Origin of the sequence: Tepidiforma sp., assembly GCF_034433535.1 — a bacterium.
Lineage (GTDB): Bacteria > Chloroflexota > Dehalococcoidia > Tepidiformales > Tepidiformaceae > Tepidiforma.
Window position 1 is genome coordinate 1 of sequence record NZ_DAOUAO010000126.1, and the last position, 2,666, is coordinate 2,666.

At 68.7% G+C, this 2,666-nt stretch carries 3 protein-coding genes; all 3 read left to right on the forward strand.

Annotated features, from left to right (window positions below; translation table 11 throughout):
• The first annotated feature begins 51 nt into the window (after positions 1 to 51).
• Genes VAE46_RS07045 through VAE46_RS07055 form a run of 3 tightly spaced genes read left to right on the forward strand, consistent with a single transcriptional unit; the run spans position 52 to position 2,288 of the window.
• Entirely contained in the window at positions 52 to 978 is a 927-nt protein-coding gene (locus VAE46_RS07045; protein ID WP_322796215.1) for a LysR family transcriptional regulator, read from the forward strand.
• A 41-nt stretch (positions 979 to 1,019) separates the two neighbouring features.
• The gene (locus VAE46_RS07050) at positions 1,020 to 1,613 is read left to right on the forward strand and encodes a nucleotidyltransferase family protein (protein WP_322796216.1); all 594 of its coding nucleotides are present in this window, start codon (positions 1,020 to 1,022) and stop codon (positions 1,611 to 1,613) included.
• The gene (locus tag VAE46_RS07055) at positions 1,614 to 2,288 is read left to right on the forward strand and encodes an HAD family hydrolase (protein ID WP_322796217.1); all 675 of its coding nucleotides are present in this window, start codon (positions 1,614 to 1,616) and stop codon (positions 2,286 to 2,288) included.
• Positions 2,289 to 2,666: the final 378 nt, after the last annotated feature.

Genomic DNA, 2,666 nt, shown 5'->3' on the forward strand with positions numbered 1-2,666 from the left:
CGTAGCCAATCCTGAAACCACAGCGGGCAGCGCCCGCGGAGCACCCACCCCATGGAACTCGCACAGCTCGAAGCCTTCATCCAGGTTGCTCACCACCGCAGCTTCAGCCGCGCAGCCGAAGCGCTCTTCCTTACGCAGCCGTCCGTCACCGCCCGCATCCAGTCCCTCGAACGCGAAATCGGCGAGCGCCTCTTCGAGCGCACCGGCCGCAGCGTCACCCTCACCGATGCCGGCCGCGCCTTCATGCCGCACGCCCAGCGCGCCCTCACCGCTGTCCAGGAAGGCACCGATGCCATCGAAGCCGTTCGCCACGGCGAAATCGGCACCATCCGCATCGGCGCCTCCACCTCCATCGCCACCTACGTGCTGCCGCGCATCCTGAGGAAGTTCCGCGCCGAGCGGCCCCGCGTCCACATCCGCCTCGCCACCGGCCAGACCGAGGACATCATCGATGGCCTGCTTGGCGGCGAATACCACGTCGCCGTCACTCGCCTCGCCCAGCACCCCGAGATCGAATCGCTCCACCTCTACAACGACGACCTCGCCCTCGTCGTCCCCGCCGACCACCCCTTCGCCACCCGCGGCCGCGTCTCCATCGCCGAGGCCGGCCACGAGCCCTTCCTCTTCTTCGAACGCGGCTCGAGCTATCACTCGCTCGTCTACTCCATGTTCCTCCGCGCCGGCGTCGTCCCGGAGTCCGTGATGGAGCTGGACGACATGGAGACCACCAAGCACATGGTCGAAGCCGGGCTCGGCGTCGCCATCCTGCCCGTCGTCTCCTTCCAGCGCGAACGCGAGCGCGGGACCCTCGCCAGCGTCGAAATCCGCGAGATGGAGCAGCCCGCCCAGCGCGAAGTCGGCGTCCACGTGTTGCGTAACCGCCTGCTTGCGCCCCCGCTCCACGAGTTCCTCCGCATCATCACCTCGGAGTTCGGCGTGCCCAACACCTTCCCCCAGCCGACCATCGCAGCCGGCTGAGGCCATCGCCCCAGCCGCGTCATCGCCCTACACTCTTGCCTATGAACTCCGGGATCCTCCTCGCAGCCGGCACCTCCTCCCGCATGGCCACCCCGAAGGCGCTCCTCGATTGGGGCGGCGAACCGCTCGCACGCTACCAGCTCCGCCAGCTGCTTGAGGCCGGCTGCGATGAGGTCATCATCGTCCTCGGCTACCGCGCCGATGACATCTCCCGCCAGGTCAAGGGCCTGCCCTGCCGCATCATGTTCAACCCGCGCTACCAGCTGGGGCGCGCCGGCTCGCTTCGCATCGGCGCCAAGGCTGCCAATCGCGACGCCGACCGCATCCTCATCCTCGATGTCGACACACCCCGTCCGGCCGCCTTCCTCCGCACCCTGCTCGAAGCCCAGCAGCCGCCTCACGCCTTCACCGTCCCCGTGCACCAGGGACGCCACGGCCACCCCGTCGTCGTGGCAGGCCGCCTCAGGGAAGAGTTGATGCACGCCGAAGATGCGACCCAGGGCCTCCGCGGCGTCCTCCGCGCGCACTGGGACGAACGCAACGAAATCGATGCCGGCGACCTCCTCGACCTCGGCTTCAACACCCCCGAAGAGTACGAAGCCGCGCGCTCCCGATTCTTCAGCCTCGCCCGCTAAATGCCCCTCGTCGGCAGCAGCCGCCCGCATCCCCGCCTCGTCATCTTCGACCTCGACCGCGCTCTCATCGATGCGCGCCCCGCCTTCACCTACACCGTCGAAGAAGCCGTGGCCGCCGTCACCGGCCGCCGCCTCAGCGCCGCGCCGCTCGCCGACGAGTACCATGCCCGGCCGTGGCGCGACGCGCTCCGCATCCTGCTCGATACCCCCGCCGATTGCGACCGCGCCGAAGAGCTCTGCCGCGAGTACGCCGCCCGCAGCGCCCTCAAGCGCCTGCTCGTCCACGAAGGCGTGGGGATGGCGCTCGATACCCTCCGCGCCGCGCAGGTCGAAATGGCGGCCTTCTCACGCCGGCCGTACCCGCTCGCCCGCAAGCACGTCGAATCGACCGGTCTCGACCGCTTCTTCGCCTTTCTCGCGGCGCCCGCTTCGGACCGCTTCGAACTCGCCGCCGCGCTCACCGAGTGCCTTCGCCTGCTTGAGGCCCCCGCCGGGGAGACTGCCGTCATCGCGCCTGGCCGCTACGAACGAACCATTGCCGCCCGCCTCGGCGCGATCCCCTTCACCGCCGCCTGGGTCCCCGACCACGACCCGGGCGACCTCCCCATCCCCACCACCGGCCACATCCTCGAAGCCCTCCACCGCCGCTGGGAAGGCCGCCCGCTCGAACCCTGACCCGGCTTACCGCCCGGTTCGCACCACCGGCTCGATCAGCTGATGGCACCCGGGGCAGAACGTCTCGCGCCGGGCGGAGACGAATTCCAGGTCGCACTTCGGGCAGGTCACCAGTTTGCGCTTCATTGCGCTCCTCCTTTGCGGGGCTACCACCAGCATCGGTTCCCGGAGTTGGCGCAGGTAGCCCCAGTTTCGTATCGTTCCCGCCCAATCCATATCCAAGAACTATCGATCGATAGCCAAAGTTACAGAACGGGAAACGGCCGCCGAACCCGCTACACTGGGGGCGTCCCTGCCACCCATCCCACGTCATTCGATGGAGGAACCATGGCCATTCTCCTCACCACCACCGGCACCATCGAAGGCCGCACCATCACC

Excerpts from the sequence above, each read along its gene's own strand:
- VAE46_RS07045 (WP_322796215.1), top strand. The coding sequence starts at position 52 with ATGGAACTCGCACAGCTCGAAGCCTTCATCCAGGTTGCTCACCACCGC.
- VAE46_RS07050 (WP_322796216.1), top strand. The coding sequence starts at position 1,020 with ATGAACTCCGGGATCCTCCTCGCAGCCGGCACCTCCTCCCGCATGGCC.
- VAE46_RS07055 (WP_322796217.1), top strand. The coding sequence starts at position 1,614 with ATGCCCCTCGTCGGCAGCAGCCGCCCGCATCCCCGCCTCGTCATCTTC.